Source organism: Nocardiopsis sp. L17-MgMaSL7, from assembly GCF_003182025.1.
GTDB lineage: Bacteria > Actinomycetota > Actinomycetes > Streptosporangiales > Streptosporangiaceae > Nocardiopsis > Nocardiopsis prasina.
The window spans coordinates 20214-44128 of the sequence record NZ_QGTF01000006.1; the positions used below are offsets into that span (position 1 = coordinate 20214).

Consider the following 23915-nt stretch of genomic DNA (forward strand, 5'->3'; position numbering starts at 1 on the left):
CACTCGGGGCTCGCGGGCGGCCTCGTCGTTCGACTCGTTCACTTGGTGAAGACTCCCATCTGGGTCGGTGCGCCGGTCTCGGGGTGTTCGGGGCCGACCGGCAGGTGGCGGACGGTGTAGCCGTGTTCGTCGGCGACCCGGTCGGCCCAGGCGGCGAACTCTGCGCGGGTCCACTCGAAGCGGTGGTCGGCGTGCCGGAACTCCCCCTCGGCCAGCCCCTCGTAGTGGCGGTTGTACTCGACGTTCGGTGTGGTCACCACGACGACCCTGGGGGCGGCGTCGCCGAAGACGACCTGCTCCATGGCGGGGAGCCGGGAGGGGTCGAGGTGCTCGACGACCTCCATGAGCACCGCCGCGTCGTGGCCCTGGAAGCGGCGGTCCCGGTAGACCACGGAGCCCAGCAGGAGTTCCGGGCGGGGCCGGTGCGACGAACCCTCGCTGCGGGTGGCGGGCTCGGCGAAGAGGGACCGGTGGCGCCCGCGGCCGTCCGGGTGGCAGCCCTCGCAGAGCCTGCGGTGAGCGGTCTCCAGACTGCCCAGGTGTACGTCCACCCCGGTGACACGCTCCAGGGAGCGGTCGCGGACCAGCCGCTCCAGCAGCCTGCCGCCGCCGCAGCCGAGGTCGATGACGCTGGTGGCCCGTTCGGCTCCCAGCACCGCCGTGATCGCGCCCGCGCGCTGGTCGGCCAGCGAGGGCTCGCGTTCCTCGACGGCGGGGTCGCTCGGCACCACGGCGGCGGTTCCGGCGGCCTCACCACCGTTCCCGCCGCCGTTCCCGTCGTCGGGCCGCGAGGCGCCGTCCTCGGCCTCGGTCAGGCGTGCCAGGGCGGTGCGTACGTACTTCTCGCGGCGGACGAGGTAGCGGCGGGTGATCCAGGCGCGTTCGGGGTGCCCGGCCAGCCAGCCCGCGCCGTCCTCGTCGACCACACCGTCGACGGGTGCGCCGCCCGCGCGCAGGAGCTTGTCGATCTCGGTGGAGTCCACCCAGTAGTGCTTGTGGCCGCCCTCCATCGCGGGCAGCAGCACGCACAGGTGGCTGAGCGCCTCGGACAGCCGCAGCGTGCCGGTCAGGGTGAGCGACAGGTAGTGCGAGTCGCCCCAGCCGGGCAGGTCGGGGTCGAGCGGGACCGGGGCGGCCTCCACCGTCCAGCCGAGGGGTTCGAAGAGAGTGCGCGCCCTCTCGGGGCCGGGGTGGCAGGGCACCGCTGGCAGGTGCAGGACCAGGGGGATGGGGGTGCGGGCCAGCTGCGGGCGGCGATCACTCGCCCCCCGGATCGCGGAGCGCAGCACCTTGCCGAGCGCCACCGTGAACAGCGAGGAGGAGGCGTAGGGGCGGTCGTTGACGTACTGGGCGAGGGCGAAGTCCGGGGAGCTCACCGACGTTCGCGAGCGCAGCAGCGCCTGCGGATCCACTTCCAGCAGCAGCGCCGCCGTGCAGCGTTCGTCGGTGGCCTCGGGGTAGAAGACGTGCGCCGTCCCGAAGGACTGCTCGAAGCTCTGCGCCTTGTCGGGGTGCTTGTGCAGCAGGTGTCCGAGGTCCGTCGCCGGCTGGGCGGTGGTGGTGATCGTCAGTAGCACCCGAGCATTGTTTCCGACCGGGTCACCGCCGACCAGTGTTTTTTCGGTGCGTTCCGAGCGGGCCAGGCGCCGGTCAGGCGCGGGCGGGGCCGCGCCGTCCGTGGGAGCGGGTCAGGCGTGGGAGCGGGTCAGGCGCGGGCGGGGCCGCGCCGTCCGTGGGAGCGGGTCAGGCGTGAGCGGGGCCGCGCCGTCCGTGGGAGCAGGTCAGACGTGAGCGGGATCGCGCCGTCCGTGGGAGCGGGTGACCAGCAGCGCCGAGAGGGCGATCGCGACGCTGAGGGCGATCGCGGTCATGAGGTACCAGGGCACCCACGGGCTGGTGGCGGTGGCGAAGTCCGGGAACCGCTCCCACAGCCAGAGGTCCAGGAAGGTGCCCGCGCTGGAGGAGGCCATGCTCAGAACGATGTAGAGGGGCAGGGAGTACAGGACGACGGCGAGCGGGCGGGGCACGCGCGTCAGCCGCAGCAGGAGCAGAGCCAGGGCCGGAGCGGCGAGCGCGGCCAAGATCGCGGCGGCCATCCCTGCGCCGATGTTGGCGCCGACCACCTCGTCGGACTGGACAGAGACGAGGAGGACGTTGAGCAGCCAGCCGAGGGTCTCAGCCAGGAGTGCGGCGCCGACGCCCACGGCGAGGCCGATGAGGGCGGCGCGCGCCGGGGCGATCTTTTCGGGGGGCGTGTTCGTCATAGGGCGAGTCTGCGCCGCGCCCGCCGGAACCACATGAGTACTCCTACTCAGGCCCGCCGGTCCCGCTCGGCCCCTGGACGTCCGGCGCGTGGCGCGGGTCCACTCCCAGCTCGGACATGGCCAGGGCCGCCTCGGCACGCGCGGCCCCGAAGAAGGCCCACGGCACGTCGCAGACGTACCGCCCGACCATGCCCAGGTGCCAGCGGGCCAGGTCCGGCTCCCCCGCCCGGTGGAAGGCCCAGCCGAACAGGTGGTGGGCCTGTACGTCACGCACGTGCGGGACGGCCGTCGACGCCCACCCCTGGGCCAGCTCGAACAGCTCGCGGACGGCGTCGCCGTGCAGGCGTCCCATCGCCATGGAGGTGATGTAGGCGCTGTTGCCCTCCCGCACGAGCCGCCGCTGTTCGCCGCGCAGGAACTCGGCGTGGGCCAGGGCGAGCACGGACGGCAGCGGACTGCCCTCGGGCGCGGTGTCGGCCACCGCCCCTGCGGCGGCGAACATCTCCTCCGCCGAACCCCCTCGGGCGGGTGCCAGGGAACGTACCCGCGTCACGTGCGCCGGATACAGGTGCGGCGCCCTGGACACCACCTCGGACCAGGCCGCCTCCCGTTCCTCGCGCTCCCCCAGCCCCATCGCCACGGTCTGGAGCGCGGACCAGGGGGCGGCGTCGTCGGGGTTGAGCCGGGCCGACTCCGCGAGGGGGACCCGTGCCTCGTGCAGGGCCGCCTCGAAGGCCTTGCGGTCGGCCTGGGCGGTGTCGGTTCCCCCGGAGGGCAGGGCCACGGCGCGGGCGATCAGGGCATGGCCGAGCCAGAGCATCGCGTCAGCGGGATCGGCGCCCTCCTGGACCAGCTCCGCGATCTCGTCGGGGCGGTCCACGGCGGCCCGTCCCAACGCCTCGGCCTGGTAGGCACGGACCTCAGGGTCCTCCCTGGTCTCCACGAGCAGGGTCGCACCCACCTCCGCGTCGCCCTCCCGCACCGCCTCACAGGCGGAGCGCAGCAGGGGGTCCGTTCCGTAGGAGGCCGACACCAGCACCGCCTCCAGGTCGGTGCCCTGGAGGCCCCGCCCCGGTTTCCATCCGAATCGCCACATGTCAGCGAGGTTAGGACATGCGGCGTCAACACCGGCACAGCGCGGGTTCCCGGGTCCGCCAAGCGCACCGGGTGGAACGCGACGGGGCGCGGTGGCAGTCGCCACCGCGCCCCGTCCCGGAACCCGCGCGGGGTCCCGTGTGTGACCGCTAGGCCTTTGTGGCCTCGGAGGCCTCCGAGGCCTCCCGGGCCTCAGCGTCCTTCGACGCCTCCTGGGGCTCCTCGGCCCCCACCTGCCCGGCCTTCGGCTGCTCCTCACCGAGCGGGGCGACCAGGCCCTTCGCCTTGTCACGGCGGTGGTTGATCACCTGGAGGGCGATGAGCACGACGCCCGCGACCGTACCGGCGATGACGAACCAGTCCTCGGACACCTGCACGGACAGCAGCGACTCGGTCCAGCCGCTCCACTCGGGGGCGATCAGGACCAGCGCTGCGGAGAGCCCCAGCGCGATGCGCTCGCCGAGCAGGGTGCGGCGCAGGAAGAAGCCCTCGATCGCCATGGCACCGGCGGCCAGGGCCACCGATCCTGTGGCGATCGCGAGCACCAGGTCGATGACGGGACCGTCCACCTCCATCAACGCCGAGTAGGCCATCAGGAGGGGGATCAGGTACAGACCCTTGGCGAACTTCCAGGAGGAAACGCCCGAGCGCATCGGACTGGAGTTGGCGATACCCGCCGCCGCGAAGGCCGCGAAGGCCACCGGCGGGGTGACGTTGGAGTCCTGGCTGAGCCAGTACACGATCATGTGCGCGACGATGAGCGCCAGACCCAGCTGCTCCAGCGCCGGACCGGCCAGGATCACCAGCACCACGTAGGAGGCGGTCACCGGCAGGCCGATGCCCAGGATCAGGGAGGCCAGGGCCACCATCACCAGGGTCATGAACAGGTTACCCGCGAAGGCGTTGACCAGGACGTCCGAGAAGACCAGGCCCAGACCGGTGAGTCCGACCATGCCGACGATGATGCCCGCCACGGCGCACGCCACGGAGACCGGCAGGGTGCTGCGGGCCGCCATCACGAACACCTCGAGGAAGTCCTTGAGGCTGAGGCGGCTGCTGGCGCGGAGCATGGCCACCACGAGCAGGGCGCCGCAGGCGGCCAGACCGGCCTGCGTCGGCGGCACGTAGTTGAGCAGCAGGACGATCAGCAGGATCAGCGGGGCCATGAAGTGCCAGCCCGCGCGCATCACGATCGCGAAGGTGGGGACCTCGCTCTTCTCCAGAGGACGGATGTTGTTCTTGCGGGCGAGGATGTCCACGAACAGGAACATCAGGGCGAAGTACATGATCGCGGGGATGATCGCGACCTTGACGATGTCGGCGTAGGGGATGCCCAACCGCTCCGCCATGAGGAACGCGCCCGCGCCCATGATGGGCGGCAGGATCTGCCCGCCGGTGGAGGCCGCGGCCTCCACCCCGGCCGCGTCGTGCTTCTTGTAGCCGACCTTCTTCATCAGCGGGATGGTGAAGGGGCCGGTGGTGACCACGTTGGCGATGGCGCTGCCGGAGACCGAACCCATCAGGGCGCTGCCGAGCACGGCGCCCTTGGCCGGACCGCCGACCATGCGGCCGGTGAGGACGTAGGCGAGGCCGACGAAGAAGTTGCCGCCGCCGGTCTTGGACAGCAGCGCACCGAACAGGATGAAGACGAACACGAAGGTGACCACGACCCCGAGTGTGAGCCCGTAGATGCCGTCGTTGCCCAGATAGGCGTGGGTGGAGATGCGCTGGATCGTCACGCCCGAGTGGCCGAAGTCGCCGGGGATCAGCGGGCCGATCCAGGCGTAGTAGATGAACCCGGCCACCAGCAGCACCATGACGAGGCCCACGGAGCGCCGGGTGGCCTCCAGCAGGACCACGATGGCGACCACGCCCATGATCCAGTCCAGGTCCGTGTAGGCGCCCGCCCGTCGGGCCAGCTCCGCCTGGTAGACGATCGGGTAGAAGCTGACCACCACGGTCGCGACGACCATGACGAGGTCGAGGACCGCCCCCGCCACGAGGGCGACCGGGTTCCCCTCCACCGTGGACTTCTTGAACGGCGGCATGATGACGAACACCATCAGCATCACCAGCATCAGGTGCATGAGCCGCTGCTGACGCGCGTCCAGACCGGAGCGCAGGGCGATCCAGAGCTGGAAGGCGGTCAGGGCGATTCCCAGGAGGAGGATGATCCCGCCCATGGCCAGCCCGAACCGGCCCTCGCCCCAGCGCTCGGCGGCGATCCTGCGCCAGAACGGCGGGGCGTCGTCGTTGAGCCCGTCGACGTCCGGCAGGGCGTCGGCGGAGGTACCGGCGGTGCGGCCTCCCTTGCCGGAGGCCGCCTCGGCCGACTCGTCGGCGGTGGCGGTGGCGGTGGCGGTGTCGTCGCGGCCGTCCCGCTCCGTTTCCTCCGGAGTCGGGGGCGCTTCACCCCGCGCCTGCGGTTTCTCAGCCATGTTCTTCCTCGGGTTCAACAGATGGACCGCGCGGTGCGTGAGAACACGGTGACCACGCGGCGGAGGGTGCTTCAGGCGGGGGGAGGACCTGACTTCGGGGGACTGCTACTCGTCGCAGACCGGCTGCGGTGAGCGGCCGACCAGCAGGACGAGGGTGGAGATCCGGGCGGGTTCGACGGCCACCCTGCGGGAGGTGAGGCACGGGGAGAGCCGTACCTCGGCGTCGGGCGTGCGCAGCCGGTGGTCCACGGAGGCCGTGCCCACGCGGATCGCGAGCTCCGGGCCGACGTGGCGGTTCATGTCCTCGATGACCCACCACTCACCGTCGGCCCGGCCGGTGCCCTGTCCGGGGATCTGGCCCATGCCCGCGCCGAACTGGCGCAGGCGGGTGGAGTCGGCGACCAGTTCGCCGTCACGGACCTCGAGGTTCTCCTCGATCGGCAGGTGGTCGATCGAGTGCACGTAGGAGACGGTGAACTGTTCGCCCTCGGCCAGCGGCAGGTGTCCGAGGCGGTCGCCGTCCACGCTCAGGCGCAGCGCGGGCCACACGGGCACCAGCGCGCCGACGAGCAGGGCCGCGCCCAGTCCGGCGCCGACCCGCAGAACGGCTCGGCGGAGAGCGGAGATCCGCGGACGCCGGGGCTCGGCGTCCGCGGACGGTCCCACCGCGGTCGGTTCCATCGGTGCGTGCGACCTACTCTTCGTCGGTGTCCTCGGCGGCGCTGTCGCCCGCCTCGGAGCCCTCGGGGCGCAGTTCGGCCGGGATGTCGACGCCCTGCTCCTCGTAGAAGCGGATGGCGCCCGGGTGGACCGGCACGGGGCTGTTCTCGATGGTCTCCGGGACCAGGTACTCCTCGCCCGGGGCGTAGACGCCGATCACCTGGTCGATGTGCTCGAACATCGCCTTGGTGATCTCGTAGGCCTGGTCCTCGTTGAAGGTGCCGGGCACGACCAGGGCGTTCCAGACGGCGATGGTCGACACGTCGTCCTCGATGCCCGGGTAGGTGCCGCCGGGGACGACGTGCTCGGTGTAGCCGCCGTAGCCGCTGACGATCATGTCCCGCTCGTCGTCGCACATCTCGATGAGCGCGATGTCCTCGGTGGTGCCGAGCTCGGTGATGCCCGAGTGGCCCTCGCCGACGACCCAGGATCCGGCGTCGAGCTGGTTGTTGGTCAGGGCGTTGGCGGTCTCCGCGTAACCCAGCTGCTGGATCTCGACCTCGCTCGGGCCGATCTCCAGCGAGTCGAAGACCTGGTTGGTGGTGGCCTCGTTGCCGCTGCCGATGTCACCCACCGAGTAGCGGGTGCCGATGATGTCGGAGAAGCACTCGAAGCCCTCGCGCTCGGCGATGCTCTGGAGCGTCACGGCGTGGAAGACGTTCGGGTACAGGACCGCGAGCGAGTAGGTCTCGACGGGGTCGCCCTCGAAGTCGCCGGTGCCGGTGAAGCCCTGGTCGGCGGCGTCGCCCTGGACGATGGCCAGGTGGCTCTCGCCGGAGCCGAGGAGGCGGATGTTCTCCACGGAGGCGCCGGTGGCCTCGACGGAGGCGGACTGGCCTTCGAGGTTGTCGCCGATGATGCCGCGCAGGGCGCCGCCGATCGGGTAGTACACACCCGTCGTGCCGCCGGTGACGATGCTGAGGTTGTTCTGGACTTCGCCGCCACCGAGCTCGATGTCCTCGGCGGCTTGCTCGGCGGGCTGCGAGCAGGCGGCCAGCATGAGCACGCTGGCGGGGATGGCGACCAAAGACAGTGTGGAGCGTCGCATGGTTGTGGGGGTCCTCTCGGGATGCTTGGTGAGTCAGGGGGCGCGGGAGTGCCGGGGGGATACCCGCTGGCCGGGCCCGAACCGCGCGTCCGATTCCGGCACGCGGCCTCGGGACGCAGTCGTGGCCCCCGCCCCGCCACCGGGAGAAACGTAACCGTCATCACGTCGAAATCCGAAAACCCCGGGAAGGGATTTGAGCCTCTTCTGAGGTTTCGCACTCGTTGGTATCGTTCGACCATGACGTCGTCCGTCCCCCAGCGTCTGTGGAGCGTCACCCGGTTCCTGGCCGTCTGTACCGTCGTGGTCACCACGCTCACCTGGGCCTCTCCCCTGCACTCGGCTCCCCTGCGGTTGTCCGTCGGTACCGGCGGCGCGGGCGGGGTCTACCACGTGTACGGCAGCGGGCTCGCGCAGGTCACCGAGGCCCGGCAGGACACCTGGATCACCGCGCTGACCACGGCGGCGAGCGTGGAGAACAACCTGCGGGTGGCCGACGGAACGTTGGATGTGGCCTTCACCCTCTCCGACGTCGCCGCTCTGGCTGTGGAAGGGAAGAAGCCGTTCGAGCGGCCCCTGCCGATCTCCGCCATCGCCCGCCTGTACGACAACCACACGCACGTGGTGGTTCGCGCGGATTCTCCCGTGGAGGAGATCGCGGATCTGGCCGGGGGGTCGGTCTCGGTCGGTTCGGCCGGTTCGGGTACCGAGATGATGGCCGACCGGCTGCTGGAGCTGTCCGGGCTGAGGGTGTCGCCCATCGGGGAGGTGCCCAGTCCCGACGGGGAGGTGGAACGTCTCCAGCTGTCCATCGGTGATTCGGCCCGGGCACTGGAGGAGGGACGGGTCGACGCGTTCGTCTGGTCCGGGGGGATACCGACCGAGGCGGTCGGCGAACTGGCCGAGCGCCTGCCCATCCGTCTTCTGGATCTGGCCAGCCACGTGCCCGCGCTGACCGAGCAGTACGGGGAGTACTTCACGGAGCTGCCGGTCCCGGCCGGGACCTACGCGAACGTTCCGGCGGTGAGGACGATCGGGGTGCCGAGCCTGCTGGTGGTGAACTCCGCGATGCCCGAGTACCAGGCCGAGGAGTTCACCCGGTTGCTCTTCGAGTTCCAGGCGGACCTGGTCGAGATCCACCCGGTCGCGCTGCACCTGCACCCGCGCTCGGCGATCTCGACCCTGCCCGTTCCCCTGCATCCGGGTGCCGTCGACTATTACCGGTCGGTGAAGTACGCCAACGACCGGCCACCGCCCGAGGCCGTGAAGCCCTCCGCGGAGATGGGACCGTCCAACGAGCTGTCGCCGGTCACGGGCCCCTGAGACGCTGGCAAGCCCGGTCCGCGCCCACCGCCACCCGGGCACCAACCCGGATCAGAGGCCGGGAGGCGACACCAACCCACCGGCTGCCTGATCAGGGAACTCTCGGACCGTGGGCCCGTCGGGAACCCCGAACCCGGGCATCCGGCGGTTGCGCCCTCACGGGCCGGTCGCAGCGCGGTCTGGCCGGGTCACTTACTGATGATGTTCCACGTGCCGTCGCCACCTGCGGCGGCGTCGTTGAGCGCGTTCCACGCGGCGTCGTCGAGCTTGAGGGCGTCGTGGAGGTAGGCCGAGACCGCGTCGGCGACGAGGGCGACACGGGCGGGGTCCTCGTCGGTGGTCTCGGCGACCTTCTCACCGGCGAGGCCGCCCAGAGTGTGCTCGCCCTCGGCGATGTCGAGCAGGCTCTTCGGGGCGGGGCTGAGGTGGTAGGCGTCGGTGAACCACTCGGGCCCCCGGGTGGACAGCTGGGAATCGTCCTTACCGCCCGCGACGACCAGGGCCGGGGCGGTCATGGTGGAGTAGTCCGGCCTCATGAACGGAAGATGTTCGAGGGCGAACGGAGTGAGGGTGTCTCCCGTTCCGGTCGCGGCGATGAGCGCACCGGCCGAGACCCCGGCGTGGGAGAAGTCCTCCCCGGGAGTCCCGTCGGCGTCGAGCACCCGCGCGCCGAGGATCGCGCCGGCGCTCTGGGCGCCCCAGGAGTGGCCGACGACGGCGACGCGGTCCCGGTCGACACGTTTTTCCAGACCACCCGCTTGGAGAAGGATGTCGCCGAGTCCGTCGAGAACCGCGTGGAGGTCGGCGATCCGAACGCGCCAGACGGTGGCGAAACGCGGGTCGTCCCACGTGAGTCCGTTCCGGCGGGAGTCCAGGTGGGTGGGCTGCACGACGATGAATCCGGCGGCCGCCCACCGGTCGGCGAGGGGCTCGTATCCGTCCATGGACCATGCGTTGCCGTGGGAGAACACGATGACAGGAAGGTTCCGGCCTGACAGTGGGGCAGTGACCTTCACCTGGAGGTCACTGCCGCGGCCGGGCACGGGAACGACGATGGGCTTGACCGCGACGATCCGCTGGTCGAGGTGGTGAGAAGGCATGGGGAACCTGTGCTTTCTTCATGGGGGCGCCCTGCCATACTTTGACGGAGCACCGTTCCGCCAATTTAGCGGAACACTGTTCCGCGAGCAAGGGAGGGCCCACGTGCCGGAACCTGTCGGACTACGCCAAGCACAGGCACTGCGCACGCGCGGCGCCGTGCTGGACGCGGCGGCGGCGGCCTTCGTGGACCAGGGCGTCCAGGCCCCCATCCGCGACATCGCCGAACGCGCCGGCGTCGGCGTCGGCACGATCTACCGGAACTTCCCGACTCGGGCGGACCTGGTCACCGCCGTCTACCGGCACCAGATCGACACCTGCGCCGCACTCGCACCCCAGCTCCTGGAGGAATCGGCCTCTCCGTTCACCGCCCTGACCCGCTGGGTGGACGCGTTCGTGGACTTCCTGGTGACCAAGCACGGCCTCGGCGCCGCTCTGGGATCCGGTGACCCCGGGATGGAGAACCTCCACGCCCTCATGCTCGACACCCTGCTCCCGGCCTGCGCGACGCTGCTCGACGCCTGCGTCGCCGACGACGAGCTCAGCCCCGGCATCGCCGCCTACACGCTCATGCGCGCCATCGGAAACCTCTGCATCACCGGCCCCGACTACGACCAGGCCGACGCCAAGCGCATGGTCACGATCCTCCTCGCCGGGTGCCGTCGCGCGGTGTGACGAGCGGGCCCGGCCGCCCGCCGGGCGCGACATCGATCTGAGAAGTACGGCCGGAGAGCGGTTGGTCCCACACGCGGCCGCGCGGCGCTCGCGGTGATCGGCCGGGGCGAGGCGCAGCGGCGTCCGCCGTGGGAGCGGGGCCTCACGCGGACCGCGGCTGTTCGTCGCTCAGGCTCCCCTTGCGACACACTGCTCAGGGAGCATCCGGGACCCGTCCGGTCGCGGTCTCGGGCTCATCCCCACCGTGCTCGGCCAGGCGGAGCCTCAGCCGGGCGTCGATCCCGTTCGGCTCGCGGGAGGTCAGGGTGAGGCTCGCCCCCTGGAGCTCCAGGAGCGTGACCACGATGGACAGCCCCAGTCCGGATCCGCCTCCACCGCCGTCCCGCCAGAACGCCCTGGTCGCCTGGGCGAGCTGGTCGTCCGGGAGCCCCGGGCCGTCGTCCACCACGTGCACGTCCAGGTGACCGTCCTCCCCCTCCCCCACCGGTTCGCCCACGTGCACGGTGATCCGCACCCCGGCCCCGCCGAACTTCAGCGCGTTGTCGATGAGCGCGTCCAGGGCCTGGTCCAGGGTCCCCTCCACACACCGCACCATGGCCGACTCCGCGCCGGAGCACTCCAGCACCGCTCCCGCGCGCTCGGCGATGGGCCCCCACGCGGCCATCCTCAGCTCCGCGACCTCCCTGGCGTCCTCCCACACCATGGAGTGCTCGGCGTCCTCGGCCTGCGCCAGGGTGAGGAGGCTGTCGCAGATCCGGGTGAGCCGGTCGACCTCGTCCAGGGCCAGCCCGTGCTCCCGCAGGCCCTCGTCCCCCAGGTGCCGGGCCAGACCGCCCACGCGCAGACGCAGCGCGGCCAGCGGATTGCGTACCTGGTGCCCCGCGTAGGCCACGAAGGTGCGCTGGCTCTCCAGCATGGAGGTGATGGTGTCCGCCATCTGGTTGAAGGACTCCCCCAGTCTGCGCAGTTCCTCGGGCCCCGCCGCCGTGCGGACCCGGGTGTCCAGGCTGCCGCCGCTCACCGCGCGGGTGGCCTCGTCGAGGTCGTCGATGGGCCGCAGGATCCACCGGGTGAGCGGACCGGCGACGGCGATACCCGCCACCATCAGGGCGGTCACCACCAGCCAGGCCACGAACCACTGTCCGAGGGTGGCGCGGCGTAGCGCGGACGTCGGCGACGCGGTGACGGCCGCCCCGACCACCTCGCCCGAACTGCCGATGGGCTCGGCGACGATGAGCGGCCCCTCCTGCCACGGCCAGACCACGCTGTCGGTGGCCCTCCGGTTGCCCGCCAGCGCTCCACGGACCGGCCCCGGCAGCGGCTCCTCACTGTCGGGCCAGCCCTCGGGGTCCAGGTCCGCGAGGCTGAGCCCGGGGCGCGAGGAGGCCACGACCTCCCCGTCGCGGTCCACCACCACGGCCGTGATCCCGTACACCTGCTCGTAGACCGTGAGTTCGCTGACCAGGCCGGACAGGGCCCCCTCGGACCCGGACAGCACCCCGGGTTCGGCCAGACCGGCGAAGCGAGCGGTGTCGTTGATCCGGTCGAGAACCATGTCGGAGGTGCCCCGCGCGGCGATGTTCCCGCACAGGGGGAAGGCCAGCGCCAGACAGGCGACCACGAGCAGGGAGACGTAGACCGTCACCACGCGGCGGTGCATCAACGTCCCTCTTTCGCGCGTGGGACCTCCGTGACGCGAGGCTCCGACCCGCGCCAGAGCGGACCCCTCACCGGGAGGCCGGAGCCGGCGCGGCCCCGGCGGTCGTGTACTCCGAGGTCTCCAGCTGGTAGCCGACCCCGCGCACGGTCCGGATGAGCCCGGGAGAGCCCAGCTTCGAACGCAGTGTCCCGATGTGCACCTCCAGGGTGCGCAGGGTGCCCGGCCAGGCGGTCTGCCAGACCCGGAGCAGGAGGTGTTCGCGGGAGACGACGCCGCCCGCCTCCCTGAGCAGGACGACGAGCAGGTCGAACTCCTTGCGGGTCAGCTCCACGGGGCGGCCCGAGCACACCACGGAGCGGGTGGACAGTTCCACCCGCAGCGGCCCGGTCTCCAGGACGGTGCCGACCCGCCCGCCGGTGCGGCGCAGGACCGCCTCCATCCGGGCGCACAGCTCCTCGATGGCCAGCGGCTTGACCACGTAGTCGTCCGCGCCGGAGCGCAGTCCGAGGATCCGCTCGCGTTGCTGGCGCCGGGCGGTGACCATGATGATCGCGGTGTCCCCGAAGTCCTGGCGCTCGCGGATGCGCTGGCACAGCTCCACGCCGTCCATGTCGGGCAGCCCGAGGTCGAGCAGGACGATGTCGGCAGGGGGCGCTGTGAGCGCGCCCCCCGCGGTCCTCACCTGGTCGACCTCGTAGCCGTACGTCTCAAGCGCGCCGGCGAGGGCGTCGGCGAGGCGCACGTCGTCCTCTACAAGCAGCACCTTGATCATGGGCGGGGGTCCTTCGGCGAGTGAACGCTACGGGGGTAACTCCACGCACCCTAACCCCACGATGTGTCACAAACCACAACGGCCGGATCAGTGATCAGCAACAATACGAACCCGGCCGAGGGTTCCCGCGCCCCGGAACCGCCCTCAGGAACGGCCTCCCGGCCCGCCCACCCGCAGGTCCGGAACGATCTCCGGGGCGCCGTGCTGGACCGCGTCGGCCTCCTGGTCGGTGTCCTGCTCCTGGGCGGCCCGCTCGGCCTCGATGCCCTTGCGGTAGTACTCCACCTCGCGTTCGACCTGTTCCTTGGTCCACCCGAGGGGCTCGGCCATGAGTTCTGCGGCCGCCTCGGCGGCCGCGATCCCCCGGTCCCAGGTCTCGAAGGTGATGCGGGTGCGCCGGGACAGGACGTCCTCAAGGTGGCGGGCGCCCTCGGCCTCCACGGCGTAGACGACCTCCGCCCGCAGGTAGTCCTCCCCGCCCTTGAGCGGTTCGCGCAGGTCGGGCCGCTCGCGGATCAGGTCGAGGACGTCGTGCACGCCGGAGCCGTGCCGCCGCAGCAGGTGCGAGATCCGGGAGACGTGCAGCCCCGAGTCACGGGCCAGCCGGTGCCGCTGGTTGTACAGCGCCGCGTACCCGTCCGCCCCGACCAGCGGCAGCTTGTCCGTGACCGAGGCCGGGACGGCGCCGCCCAGCCCGTGCGCGACCGCGTCCACCGCGTCCTTGGCCATGACCCGGTAGGTGGTGTACTTGCCGCCCGCGATGAGGACGAGCCCCGGCACCGGGTGCGCCACCGTGTGCTCACGGGACAGCTTCGAGGTCTCCTCGGACTCCCCCGTCAGCAGCGGACGCAGTCCGGCGTAGACACCCTCGACGTCGTCCCTGCCCAGGGGCGTGCGCAGCACCTGGTTGACGTGGTCCAGGACGTAGTCGATGTCGGCCCTCGACGCGGCCGGGTTCTCCTTGTCCAGGTCCCAGGGGGTGTCGGTGGTGCCGATGATCCAGTGGCGGCCCCACGGGATCACGAAGAGCACGCTCTTCTCCGTCTGGAGGATCATCCCCGACGAGGCCTGGATGCGGTCCCGGGGCACCACCAGGTGCACGCCCTTGGACGCGCTCACGTGGATCTGCCCGCGACCGCCCACCATCTCCTGGATGTCGTCGGTCCACACCCCTGCGGCGTTCACCACCTGGCGGGCGCGGATCTGCTTCCGCTCGCCGGTCTCCAGGTCGGCGGCGGTGGCGCCGACCACGTGCTCGCCCTCGCGCAGGAACTCGACCGCCTGGACCCGGGAGGCGATCTTCGCCCCGAGCCCGGCGGCGGTGCGCAGGACGGTGGTGACGAGGCGGGCGTCGTCCACCTGGCAGTCCCAGTACTGGACCGCCCCGGCCAGGGCGCTGCGCTTGAGCGCCGGGAAGACCCGCAGCGCACCGGACCTGGTCAGGTGCCGGTGCGAGGGCAGCCCGCGGTTGTTGCGGGAGGTCAGCGCCAGGGTGTCGTAGAGAGTGACGCCCGCACCGATGTAGAAGCGTTCCCAGTGGTGCTCGAACGGGAAGAGGAACGGCACCGGGCGGACCAGGTGCGGCGCGATGGTGGTGAGCAGCAGACCGCGCTCGTGCAGGGCCTCGCGCACCAGCTCGAAGTCGAACTGCTCCAGGTAGCGGAGCCCGCCGTGGATCAGCTTGCTGGATCTGCTGGAGGTCCCGGAGGCGAAGTCCCGCGCCTCGATCAGACCGGTGGAGAGCCCGCGCGAGACCGCGTCCAACGCGATGCCCGCGCCCACGATCCCGCCGCCCACCACGAGGACGTCGAGCTCCTCGTCGGCCATCGACGCGAGCGCCTCAGTGCGCCCCTTCGGCCCCAACCAGGTGGTCGCCATGGATGGTCCTCCCTTTCGATCGGTGTTCCACCAAGGCGCATACCCGCAGTGGTGGGGCCTCTAGCCACCCGGAGGCCGTCAGGGCTGTGCGTTGCCACACCCCATACCGCCGGTTTACCTCCGTGCCGCGGCCAGGACAAGCAACCCGGCGGCGATCGCGGCGAAGAGCGCGGGTAAGGCGTCCCCGCGCTCACGCCGAGCAGCACCACGGCGGGCAGCACTGCCCGGGAGGAGTCGGCGGAGACGGCCAGTCCCCGGGCCGGTGAGGCCGCCCCGCCCGGGGCCTCAGGCCGCGTCGGCGTAGGCGTGCGCGTAGGCCAGGACGTCGCTGACGTAGGCCGAGGAGCGGTTGTACTCCAGGATCGCCGATTCCCAGTCGTTCGCGGAGGTGAGGTCGCGGCCGTTGCCGCACAGGTAGCGGGCGGCGGTCAGGGCCGCGTCGTCGATGTTGTGCGGGTCGGGGGTGCCGCCCTCCAGTGACTCGCCCCACCGGGCCCAGGTGCTGGGGATGAACTGCATCGGACCGATCGCCCGGTCCCACTCGGTGTCGCCGTCCAGTTCACCGTTGTCGGTGTCCGGGATGGCCTGCGTGTTGTTGGTGCCGTCCAGCGGGATGCCGATAACGTCCACCGTGGTGTTGCCGTCCGGGCCGAGCTCGCCGCCCGCGTAGGTGCCGTGGCGGGACTCGACGTACCCGATGCCCGCGAGCGTGGGCCAGGAGAGCTGACACGAGGACTGGTCGGCGTCGAGGACCAGCTGGGCGCTGGCGTAGCCCTCCAGTGCGCGGCGGGGCACGCCGGTGTTCTCCGAGACCTCGTCGAGCCACTCGTCGCTGGGGCGCTGCGGTCCCGCCGGGCTGGACCGCTCGTCCGCCCCGGCGTCCGCCTCGGCCGGGGCGTCACCCTCCCGGGCGGTCACCCCGCTCTGCGCGGGCGGCCCGGTGAGCTGGTCGTGCGGAGGGGTCTCGATGGTGCCGACCTCCGGGGTGGCCTCGGCGATCGGAGCCTCCCAGTCGTTGAGGGCGCTGGAGACCCGCCCGACCAGGACCACGACGCCCGCCGTCACCAGCAGGCACACGACCAGCGCGAGGCTGACCGCGATCGCCGGTCCCCGCCGGCGGCGCCGACGGTGCCCGGGGCGGACCGCTTCAGCCGCGCGGGACCCCTCGTTGGCGCGGGGTTCCTCGGAGGAACCGGGCGCCCCGGGGGCACCGGACACGCTGTCACCCATGCAGTCCTCCAAGAGAAAGTCACCATCAGATCACGAGACCGGAAAACAGGCACCATAGTGACACACTGCGGCCATCCTGACGCACCCCCGTTGGGACGGCGTGAGGGGCGCCCCGGTTCTCCGGGACGCCCCTCACCACACTCACGTCGGGTTCCAGCACGTGGGAGGCTCCCCGACGGCCGCTCCCTAACGGTGCGGGTTCACCACGACCTCGACCCGCTGGAACTCCTTGAGGTCGGTGTAGCCCGAGGTGGCCATGGTCCGGCGCAGCGCGCCCATGAGGTTCATGGAGCCGTCGCTGGTGGAGGCCGGGCCGTGCAGGATCGACTTGAGGTCGCCGATGGTGCCCACCCCGACCCGCTCGCCGCGCGGCAGCTCGCTGTGGTGCGCCTCACTGCCCCAGTGGTACCCGCCGCCGGGCGCCTCGGTGGCGCGGGCCAGCGGGGAACCCACCATGACGGCGTCGGCGCCGCAGGCCAGGGCCTTGGCGATGTCACCGCTGCCGGTCATGCCGCCGTCGGCGATGACGTGCACGTAGCGGCCGCCGGACTCGTCGAGGTAGTCGCGGCGGGCGGCGGCGACGTCGCCGATGGCGCTGGCCATCGGGACGGCGACACCCAGCACCGAACGGGTGGTGTGGCCGGAGCCACCGCCGAACCCGACCAGCACACCGGCCGCACCGGTGCGCATCAGGTGCAGGGCGGCGGTGTAGGTGGCGCAGCCGCCGACCACGACGGGCACGTCGAGGTCGTAGATGAACTGCTTGAGGTTGAGCGGTTCGGCGCGGCCCGAGACGTGCTCGGCCGAGACCGTGGTGCCGCGGATCACGAAGATGTCGACCCCGGCGTCCACGACGGCCTTGTGGTACTGGGCGGTGCGCTGCGGCGACAGCCGGGCGGCCGTCACCAGACCGGCGTCGCGGATCTCCTCGATCCGGCGGCCGATCAGCTCCTCCTGGATCGGTGCCGCGTAGATCTCCTGGAGACGCTTGGTCGCGGCGACGTCGTCGAGCTCGCGGATCTCCTGGAGCAGGGGCTCCGGGTCCTCGTAACGGGTCCACAGACCCTCGAGGTCCAGGACGCCGAGGCCGCCCTGCTCACCCACGGCCACGACGGTCCTGGGCGAGGCCACACTGTCCATGGGGCTGACGACCAGGGGCGTCTCGAACCGGTAGGCGTCGATCTGCCAGGCGATCGACACCTCCTCCGGGTCGCGGGTCCGTCGTGCGGGCACGATCCCGATCTCATCGAGCTCGTAGGCGCGACGCCCGTTCTTGCCCAGCCCGATCTCCACCTGAGCCAACTGTTCGATTCCCCTCTGACGTGCGGCGCCGGTCGGTCGACCGTCGCGTGACCGCGGACGCGAGTCTATCCGGCCGTGGTCGGCGCGGCTCCGGCACCGTCCCCGTGCTGGTTAGCGCGCGTTGTAGTTCGGCGCTTCCACGGTCATCTTGATGTCGTGCGGGTGGCTCTCGCGCAGCCCGGCGCTGGTGATGCGCATGAGCTGGCCGCGCTCGCGCAGCTCCGGCACGGTGCGGCTGCCCGCGTACCACATGGACTGGTGCAGACCCCCGACCAGCTGGTGGGCCACGGCGGACAGCGGGCCGCGGAACGGCACCTGGCCCTCGATGCCCTCGGGGACCAGCTTGTCCTCGGAGGAGACGTCGGCCTGCGCGTAGCGGTCCTTGGAGAAGGAGCGGCCGCGCATGGCGCCCAGGGAACCCATGCCCCGGTAGGCCTTGAACTGCTTGCCGTTGATGAAGATGAGCTCGCCCGGGCTCTCCTCGACACCGGCGAGGAGGCTGCCGAGCATGACGGTGCTGGCACCGGCGACGATCGCCTTGGCGATCTCGCCCGAGTACTGGAGGCCGCCGTCCGCGATCAGCGGGACTCCGGCGGGGCCGCAGGCCAGGCCAGCCTCAAGGATGGCGGTGAGCTGGGGGGCGCCCACACCGGCGACGACGCGGGTGGTGCAGATGGAGCCCGGTCCCACGCCGACCTTGACGGCGTCCGCACCGGCGTCGATGAGCAGCTGGGCCCCCGCGCGGGTGGCGACGTTGCCCGCGACGATGTCCGCGCGGGAGTTGGCCTTGAGCTTGGCGACCATGTCGGCGAGCCCGGAGGAGTGGCCGTGCGCGGTGTCGACCACGATGAAGTCGACCCCGGCGTCGATGAGCAGCTTGGCGCGCTCTTCCGCCTCGGTGCCCACGCCGACGGCGCCGCCGACCACGAGACGCCCGTTGGAGTCCTTGGTGGCGTCGGGGAACTGCTCGCTCTTGATGAAGTCCTTGACGGTGATGAGCCCGCGCAGGCGGTTCTGGCCGTCGACCAGGGGCAGCTTCTCGACCTTGTGCTTGCGGAGCAGCTCGAAGGCCTGTTCGCGGCTGACGCCGACGGGGGCGGTGACCAGGTTCTCCGTGGTCATGACGTCGCGGACCAGCCGGGAGCGGTCGTTCTCGAAGCGCATGTCGCGGTTGGTGACGATGCCGACCAGGGAGCCCTGGGCGTCGGTGACCGGGACACCGGAGATGCGGTAGTGGGCGCACAGGCGCTCGACCTCGGCGAGGTCGTCCTCCGGGTGACAGGTGACCGGGTCGGTGACCATGCCCGCCTCGGAGCGCTTCACGAGGTCGATCTGGGCGGCCTGGTCCTCGGCGGAGAGATTGCGGTGCAGTACACCGGCGCCGCCCTGGCGGGCCATCGCCACGGCCATGCGGGCCTCGGTGACGGTGTCCATCGCGGCGGAGAGCAGCGGGATGCTGAGGCTGATGTTGCGGGAGAGCTTGGTGGTGGTGTCCACGTCACCCGGCTGGAGGTCCGAGTAGGCCGGTACCAGCAGGACGTCGTCGTAGGTCAGCCCCGGCGGGAGCAGTTTGGTCCCGTAGTCGCTGTAGTCCTGGCTCATGACACAACCTCCGCTGTTCCCGGCAACAACTGCGCGGATCGCCCCCGCGTGTCGTCTCATCCTAGGTCGTCGTCCGACACCGGCCAGGTGGAATGCGATGTTCGCCCGGTCACCTCGGTCACGAATCGGCCACCGCCCTCACCCATGACAGCAAGTCGGCCACGCCGGGTCATTCCTCCCGGCCCCGCGACACTGGGGAGCGGGTGAGTGCGGGGACGGTGGCCGCACCCTCGCGAGGGCCGTCCCGGCGTCGCGGGGAGCAGACCTGCTGAGCCGGGTGTCCTCCAGCGGGCGGGCGCCGCTTCCGCGCGTCGTCGAGAACCGGGCCCGGCTCAGCGCGGGTAACGGCAGTAACCGCGCTGACGGAGGCGCGAGGGGCACCGGCGCCGCCCGGGGCGGGCGGCGCGACGGTGTTCAGGGGAGGACGCGGTTCGCCAGGGCCACCTTCCGAAGCCGAGCAATAGCTCGGTGCTGGGCAACCCGTACCGCACCTGCCGACATGCCAAGGAGATGTCCCGTCTCGTCTGCTGTAAGTCCTGTGATCACCCGCATGACCAGCAGCGTCCGCTGCTGTTCGGGCAGTTCGTCGAGGAGCGCCCTGGCCCGCTGGGCCTCGGACACGCGTACCGCCGACTCCTCGGGTCCGGGGTCGTCGTCCGGCTGTTCGGGCACGGTGTCGGTGGGGACCGTCTCCACCCGGCCGGCCACGCGGAGGGTGTCCGCGACCTTGTGCGCGGCGATGCCGAACACGAAGGAGGCGAAGGGCCTCCCCCGGTCCTGGTAGCGCGGGATGGCCGTGAGCAGCGCGATGCACACTTCCTGCGCCACGTCGTCCGAGTAGTGAGCCAGCCCCGACACCCGGGCCAGGCGGGTCCGGCAGTACCGGACCACCATGGGTCTGACCTCGCGCAGGAGTGAGTCCAGGGCCCCGTCGTCCCCCTGAACGGCGAGTGTGCCCAGACGGTTCAACCCCGTGTCGCGCGGAGCGGGGTCCGCCTCGTCGTGCCCCGGGGGCGTACCTGGCCGCTGCGCGGTAACGCCCGTTCGGGCGCCTGCATCCGTCACGTTAGGAATGATGCCCGCAGTTGGGGACCCAACCACTCCAATCAGCAACTACAGAATGGTTACATTTTGGGAAAATAGCCCGAAAACGGTACGTAGTAGCGAGTGTGAATCGGCTCTCTCGTGGTAGTGGACGGGGGTGGGACGACGGAGCGCCCCACCCCCGGACCGGGTCCTACCGGACACCGACCAACGTCCTAGTGGGCGTGGCCGTGACCGTCGCCCTCGTCCTCCTCGGGCTTGTCCGCGACCAGCACCTCGGTGGTCAGCAGCATGCCCGCGATGGACGCGGCGTTCTGGACGGCCGAGCGGGAGACCTTGACCGGGTCGAGGATGCCCTCGGCGGTCAGGTCGCCGTAGGTGCCGGTGGCGGCGTTGTAGCCGTGACCGACCTCCATCTCGGAGACGCGGTGGGTGACCACGTAGCCCTCGGCGCCCGCGTTCTCCGCGATCCACCGGGCGGGCTCGACCAGCGCGCGACGGACGATCGCCGCACCCGTGGCCTCGTCGCCGGTCAGGCCGAGGTCGTCCAGAGCCGTGGAGGCGTGCACCAGGGAGGCGCCGCCACCAGCGACGATGCCCTCCTCGATGGCCGCGCGGGTCGCCGAGATGGCGTCCTCGAGGCGGTGCTTCTTCTCCTTGAGCTCGACCTCGGTGGCCGCGCCGACACTCAGCACGGACACGCCGCCCGCGAGCTTGGCCAGGCGCTCCTGGAGCTTCTCGCGGTCCCAGTCGGAGTCGCTCGCCTCGATCTCCTTGCGGATCTGGCGAACGCGGTCCTCCACCTCGGACTGCTGGCCGCCGCCGTCGACGACGGTGGTGGTGTCCTTGGTGATGGTGATGCGGCGGGCCGAGCCCAGCACGGACAGGTCCGCGTTCTCCAGGGACAGGCCGACCTCCTCGGAGATGACCTGGCCGCCGGTGAGCACGGCGATGTCCTGGAGCATGGCCTTGCGGCGCTCGCCGAAGCCGGGCGCCTTGACCGCGGCCACGTTGAGGGTGCCGCGCATGCGGTTGAGCACCAGGGCGCCCAGGGCGTCGCCCTCGACGTCCTCGGCGATGATCAGCAGCGGCTTCTTGCTCTGGACGACCTGCTCGAGCAGCGGCAGCAGCTCGTTCAGGTTGCCGATCTTGCCCTGGCTGATCAGGATCTGCGCGTCCTCGAGGACGGCCTCCTGACGGTCCCCGTCGGTGACGAAGTAGGGCGAGATGTAGCCCTTGTCGAACTGGAGGCCCTCGGTGAAGTCGAGCTCCAGACCGAAGGTCGGGGACTCCTCCACCGTGATGACGCCGTCCTTGCCGACCTTGTCGAAGGCCTCGGCGATGAGGTCGCCGATCTGGGCGTCCTGCGCGGAGTTGGTCGCCACGTAGGCGATGTCGGCGCGCTCCTTGATCGGCACGGCGCGCTCGAGCAGGATCTCGGAGACCCGGACGGCCGCGGCGTCGATGCCCTTCTTGAGGGACATCGGGGAGGCGCCGGCGGCGACGCTGCGCAGGCCCTCGCGGACCAGCGCCTGCGCGAGCACGGTGGCGGTGGTGGTGCCGTCACCGGCGGCGTCGTTGGTCTTGGTGGCGACCTCCTTGACCAGCTGGGCGCCCAGGTTCTCGTAGGGCTCGTCCAGCTCGATCTCACGGGCGACGGTCACGCCGTCGTTCGTGATGGTGGGGGCACCGAACTTCTTGTCGATGACGACGTTGCGGCCGCGCGGGCCGAGCGTCACCTTGACGGCGTTGGCGAGGCGGTCGACGCCCCGCTCGAGGGCGCGGCGGGCGTCGTCCTCGAACTCCAGGATCTTCGGCATGTGTGACTACTTCCTCTAACGGTTCGGGTCGAAAAAGAACATCCCGCCCCGCCCGGCTTGGAGGCCGACCGGTGCGGGATGTTCGAAGGCTCTGCGCCGAGAGCTACTTCTCGACGACCGCGAGGAGGTCGCGGGCGGAGAGAACCAGGTACTCCTGGCCGTCGTACTTGACCTCGGTGCCGCCGTACTTGCTGTAGAGGACGACGTCGCCGACGTTCACGTCGAGGGCGACACGCTTGCCGTTGTCGTCGAGGCGACCGGGACCCACGGCCAGGATCTCGCCCTCCTGGGGCTTCTCCTTGGCGGTGTCCGGGATGACCAGACCGGAGGCGGTGGTCTGCTCAGCCTCCAGGGTCCTGACCACGACGCGGTCCTCGAGCGGCTTCAGCACGGTCTTGGTGGCGGTCGACACGGTGTGACCTCCCCCTTCAAAGTCTCGGTGTATCTGACGTCGGCCCATGCGTGAGCACGGACCAACCACGTAAAAGGGGCGACCGCGGCGGCCTGTCGTCGCGGGTGCCAGACCGGCCTCGTCGCGTTTAGCACTCTACCCCCGAGAGTGCCAGAATGGAAATGTGGCGGGGACTCGGGCCGAAGGGCGGACCCGCCACACCGTCGTGCCCACAGCAGGAGGTTCCATGCACGTGCCCGCGTTCTCGGCGCTGCTCACCGACGCGGGTCGGGAGGTCCTCGGAGGGGTCGACCCCGCCGCGGCGGCCAGGGACCCCCTCGCCACCGCCTCCAAGCTGCGCACCGATCCCAGGGTGGCCGCGCTCGACCCGGACCTCCCGGTGTCCGAGCTGGTCAACGCCGTGATGACCCAGGTAAGCCTGCGGGAGCGCGGCAGGGCCAAATTCGGGGAGAACGCCGGGCGAATGTTCTTCACCCCGAACGGCCTGGAGCAGTCCACGCGCCGGACCGTGGCCGAGTACCGGGCCGAGCGCACCGCCCGACACCTGCCCTCCTCGGCGGGCGGGGACGCCGTCGCGGGTGACCTGTGCTGCGGGATCGGCGCGGACCTGCTGGCCCTGGCCGCGCACGGCGTGCCGGTGGAGGGCGTGGACGCCGACCCCCTGACCGTGGCGGTGGCCCGCGCCAACATCGAGGCGATGGGGCTCACGGAGTACGCCCGGGTCCGGGAGGGTGACGTGAACGCGGTCGGAGTGGGCGACCACCCCCTGTTGTTCTGCGACCCGGCCCGGCGCGGTGGCAGGGGGCGGGTGTTCGACCCGTCCGCGTACTCGCCGCCATGGGACGTGGCCACCCGACTGGCCGAGGGCGCGGAAGCCGCCTGCCTGAAGGCCGCCCCGGGCATCCCGCACGAGGCCCTCTCCCCCGCCGCCTCGGCCGAGTGGATCTCGGTGGACGGCGAACTGAAGGAGACCGCGCTGTGGTTCGGCGGCCTGGGTTTCGGTCCCGGTGGGCCGCGACGGCGCGCGACGGTGCTGCACGAGCGCGAGGGCCTGCTGGCGAGCGAGGGCGCTGTGGCGCACCTGGACGAGGAGCCGGACCCGGGGCCCGCGCCGGTCGCCCCCGCGCGGCGCTACCTCTACGACCCGGACCCGGCCGTGGTCCGCTCCCACCTGGTGGCGGAGGCGGCGGCCCGGGTGGACGGCGCACTACTGGACGAGCGGATCGCGTACTTCACCTCGGACCGGGCCGAGCGCTCACCGCTGTGGCGGGTGCTCGAGGTGCTGGAGTTCTCACCGTTCTCACTGAAACGGCTGCGCTCATCGGTGCGTGCGCACAAGGCCGGAACGGTAACGATCAAGAAACGCGGTTCGGCGGTGGACACCGAGAAACTCCGGCGCGACCTTCGCGCCTCCGGGCCGGAATCCGTGACGGTGGTGCTGACGAGAATCGGCGAGAAACCGTTCTACCTGCTGTGCCGTGAAACCGGGGCGGCGTAGGGCCTGCGGAAACCACCGCCGCACCGGCCTCCCGATGCG

The 23915-nt window shown here is 71.3% G+C and carries 19 protein-coding genes; 3 read left to right on the top strand and 16 right to left on the bottom strand.

What is annotated here, in order from left to right; genetic code table 11:
* Positions 1-38 precede the first annotated feature (38 nt).
* From BDW27_RS11825 to BDW27_RS11850, 6 genes are all read right to left on the bottom strand, one after another.
* Complete coding sequence (locus BDW27_RS11825) at positions 39-1577, bottom strand: 3' terminal RNA ribose 2'-O-methyltransferase Hen1 (protein WP_110049339.1); 1539 nt, start codon at positions 1575-1577, stop codon at positions 39-41.
* Positions 1578-1781: 204 nt separating this feature from the next.
* Positions 1782-2264, bottom strand: coding sequence for a hypothetical protein (locus tag BDW27_RS11830; RefSeq protein ID WP_110049340.1), 483 nt, complete (start codon positions 2262-2264; stop codon positions 1782-1784).
* 43 nt (positions 2265-2307) lie between these two features.
* On the bottom strand, positions 2308-3360 hold the full coding sequence (locus tag BDW27_RS11835; RefSeq protein WP_110049341.1) for a hypothetical protein: 1053 nt from the start codon (positions 3358-3360) through the stop codon (positions 2308-2310).
* A 148-nt stretch (positions 3361-3508) separates the two neighbouring features.
* A complete protein-coding gene (locus BDW27_RS11840) occupies positions 3509-5797 on the bottom strand; it encodes a TRAP transporter fused permease subunit (protein WP_110049342.1) in 2289 nt (762 codons plus the stop codon).
* A 105-nt stretch (positions 5798-5902) separates the two neighbouring features.
* Positions 5903-6478: a DUF1850 domain-containing protein gene (locus BDW27_RS11845; protein WP_110049343.1), complete on the bottom strand. Its 576-nt coding sequence runs from the start codon at positions 6476-6478 to the stop codon at positions 5903-5905.
* A 13-nt stretch (positions 6479-6491) separates the two neighbouring features.
* Positions 6492-7565, bottom strand: a complete 1074-nt coding sequence (locus tag BDW27_RS11850; protein WP_026128854.1) for a TAXI family TRAP transporter solute-binding subunit — start codon at positions 7563-7565, stop codon at positions 6492-6494.
* Between the two features lie 237 nt (positions 7566-7802).
* On the opposite strand from BDW27_RS11850, the gene BDW27_RS11855 reads away from it, so the two are divergent.
* Positions 7803-8885 (top strand): TAXI family TRAP transporter solute-binding subunit, encoded by a 1083-nt coding sequence (locus tag BDW27_RS11855; RefSeq protein ID WP_049578144.1) that lies wholly within the window; start codon positions 7803-7805, stop codon positions 8883-8885.
* Positions 8886-9073: 188 nt separating this feature from the next.
* Here BDW27_RS11855 and BDW27_RS11860 read toward each other — a convergent pair whose 3' ends face one another.
* The gene (locus BDW27_RS11860; RefSeq protein ID WP_110049344.1) at positions 9074-9985 is read right to left on the bottom strand and encodes an alpha/beta fold hydrolase; all 912 of its coding nucleotides are present in this window, start codon (positions 9983-9985) and stop codon (positions 9074-9076) included.
* 103 nt (positions 9986-10088) lie between these two features.
* Here BDW27_RS11860 and BDW27_RS11865 point away from each other — a divergent pair, with 103 nt between their 5' ends.
* Entirely contained in the window at positions 10089-10658 is a 570-nt protein-coding gene (locus BDW27_RS11865) for a TetR/AcrR family transcriptional regulator (protein WP_110049345.1), read from the top strand.
* A 193-nt stretch (positions 10659-10851) separates the two neighbouring features.
* Here the strand turns inward: BDW27_RS11865 and BDW27_RS11870 are convergent, their stop codons facing one another.
* From BDW27_RS11870 to groES, 9 genes are all read right to left on the bottom strand, one after another.
* Positions 10852-12318 (bottom strand): HAMP domain-containing sensor histidine kinase, encoded by a 1467-nt coding sequence (locus BDW27_RS11870; RefSeq protein ID WP_017542280.1) that lies wholly within the window; start codon positions 12316-12318, stop codon positions 10852-10854.
* 67 nt (positions 12319-12385) lie between these two features.
* Positions 12386-13090: a response regulator transcription factor gene (locus BDW27_RS11875; protein WP_110049346.1), complete on the bottom strand. Its 705-nt coding sequence runs from the start codon at positions 13088-13090 to the stop codon at positions 12386-12388.
* Between the two features lie 144 nt (positions 13091-13234).
* Positions 13235-14968, bottom strand: a complete 1734-nt coding sequence (locus BDW27_RS11880) for a glycerol-3-phosphate dehydrogenase/oxidase (protein WP_017542282.1) — start codon at positions 14966-14968, stop codon at positions 13235-13237.
* 285 nt (positions 14969-15253) lie between these two features.
* Entirely contained in the window at positions 15254-16198 is a 945-nt protein-coding gene (locus BDW27_RS11885) for a lytic transglycosylase domain-containing protein (protein ID WP_233515736.1), read from the bottom strand.
* A gap of 186 nt (positions 16199-16384) precedes the next feature.
* Positions 16385-17491, bottom strand: a complete 1107-nt coding sequence (locus tag BDW27_RS11890; protein WP_049569790.1) for a GuaB3 family IMP dehydrogenase-related protein — start codon at positions 17489-17491, stop codon at positions 16385-16387.
* 120 nt (positions 17492-17611) lie between these two features.
* Entirely contained in the window at positions 17612-19102 is a 1491-nt protein-coding gene (gene guaB, locus BDW27_RS11895) for an IMP dehydrogenase (RefSeq protein ID WP_017543877.1), read from the bottom strand.
* A 414-nt stretch (positions 19103-19516) separates the two neighbouring features.
* On the bottom strand, positions 19517-20071 hold the full coding sequence (locus tag BDW27_RS11900) for a sigma-70 family RNA polymerase sigma factor (RefSeq protein WP_017543878.1): 555 nt from the start codon (positions 20069-20071) through the stop codon (positions 19517-19519).
* A 290-nt stretch (positions 20072-20361) separates the two neighbouring features.
* The gene (groL, locus tag BDW27_RS11905; RefSeq protein ID WP_110049347.1) at positions 20362-21966 is read right to left on the bottom strand and encodes a chaperonin GroEL; all 1605 of its coding nucleotides are present in this window, start codon (positions 21964-21966) and stop codon (positions 20362-20364) included.
* Positions 21967-22069: 103 nt separating this feature from the next.
* Positions 22070-22378, bottom strand: coding sequence for a co-chaperone GroES (gene groES, locus BDW27_RS11910; protein ID WP_017543880.1), 309 nt, complete (start codon positions 22376-22378; stop codon positions 22070-22072).
* A 226-nt stretch (positions 22379-22604) separates the two neighbouring features.
* Between groES and BDW27_RS11915 the strand changes: the two genes are divergently transcribed.
* Complete coding sequence (locus BDW27_RS11915) at positions 22605-23876, top strand: SAM-dependent methyltransferase (RefSeq protein WP_110049348.1); 1272 nt, start codon at positions 22605-22607, stop codon at positions 23874-23876.
* The last annotated feature ends 39 nt before the right edge of the window (positions 23877-23915 follow it).

Bases quoted from the DNA above. Each gene is read 5' to 3' on its own strand.
- BDW27_RS11870 (WP_017542280.1), bottom strand. From the start codon at position 12,318: ATGCACCGCCGCGTGGTGACGGTCTACGTCTCCCTGCTCGTGGTCGCC.
- guaB (WP_017543877.1), bottom strand. From the start codon at position 19,102: ATGAGCCAGGACTACAGCGACTACGGGACCAAACTGCTCCCGCCGGGG.
- BDW27_RS11830 (WP_110049340.1), bottom strand. From the start codon at position 2,264: ATGACGAACACGCCCCCCGAAAAGATCGCCCCGGCGCGCGCCGCCCTC.
- BDW27_RS11835 (WP_110049341.1), bottom strand. From the start codon at position 3,360: ATGTGGCGATTCGGATGGAAACCGGGGCGGGGCCTCCAGGGCACCGAC.
- groL (WP_110049347.1), bottom strand. From the start codon at position 21,966: ATGCCGAAGATCCTGGAGTTCGAGGACGACGCCCGCCGCGCCCTCGAG.
- BDW27_RS11850 (WP_026128854.1), bottom strand. From the start codon at position 7,565: ATGCGACGCTCCACACTGTCTTTGGTCGCCATCCCCGCCAGCGTGCTC.
- BDW27_RS11840 (WP_110049342.1), bottom strand. From the start codon at position 5,797: ATGGCTGAGAAACCGCAGGCGCGGGGTGAAGCGCCCCCGACTCCGGAG.
- BDW27_RS11885 (WP_233515736.1), bottom strand. From the start codon at position 16,198: ATGGGTGACAGCGTGTCCGGTGCCCCCGGGGCGCCCGGTTCCTCCGAG.
- BDW27_RS11860 (WP_110049344.1), bottom strand. From the start codon at position 9,985: ATGCCTTCTCACCACCTCGACCAGCGGATCGTCGCGGTCAAGCCCATC.
- BDW27_RS11855 (WP_049578144.1), top strand. From the start codon at position 7,803: ATGACGTCGTCCGTCCCCCAGCGTCTGTGGAGCGTCACCCGGTTCCTG.
- BDW27_RS11845 (WP_110049343.1), bottom strand. From the start codon at position 6,478: ATGGAACCGACCGCGGTGGGACCGTCCGCGGACGCCGAGCCCCGGCGT.
- BDW27_RS11915 (WP_110049348.1), top strand. From the start codon at position 22,605: ATGCACGTGCCCGCGTTCTCGGCGCTGCTCACCGACGCGGGTCGGGAG.
- BDW27_RS11880 (WP_017542282.1), bottom strand. From the start codon at position 14,968: ATGGCGACCACCTGGTTGGGGCCGAAGGGGCGCACTGAGGCGCTCGCG.
- BDW27_RS11875 (WP_110049346.1), bottom strand. From the start codon at position 13,090: ATGATCAAGGTGCTGCTTGTAGAGGACGACGTGCGCCTCGCCGACGCC.